Origin of the sequence: Anaerovorax odorimutans, assembly GCF_024459955.1 — a bacterium.
Lineage (GTDB): Bacteria > Bacillota > Clostridia > Peptostreptococcales > Anaerovoracaceae > Hominibacterium > Hominibacterium odorimutans_A.
On record NZ_JANFXK010000119.1, the window covers coordinates 1 to 355 of the forward strand.

Below are 355 nucleotides of genomic sequence, written 5' to 3' on the forward strand. Positions count from 1 at the left end.
CAACAAGGCGGATGATCCTCTGTTGACAACTATCGCTTCCGGAGGCATGAGAATTTATTTTATCAACTTATTTTTTGCCGGAGTGAACATTATAGCATCTGCATTTTTATGTTCATGCGACAAACCAAAACTTGCATTTGTCATCTCTGTTTTAAGAGGCTTTATACTGATCATTCCTGCCGCATGGATTTTGTCGTCATTATTTGGATTGACAGGGATCTGGCTTACCGTTCCTGTCACCGAAGCGATTGTATGCCTGTTTTCATTCCTGTTTCTTTTTCGCGGCACACACACTCAAATAGTACAGTCAACATAAAACGCCCACTCTTTCAGGCGTATCAAAAAGTATCGGGAT

General features: G+C 41.1%; 1 pseudogene. It reads left to right on the forward strand.

The features are described from left to right. A pseudogene (locus NE619_RS18140) lies at positions 1-316 on the forward strand (MATE family efflux transporter); the annotation flags it as partial. Positions 317-355 lie beyond the last annotated feature (39 nt).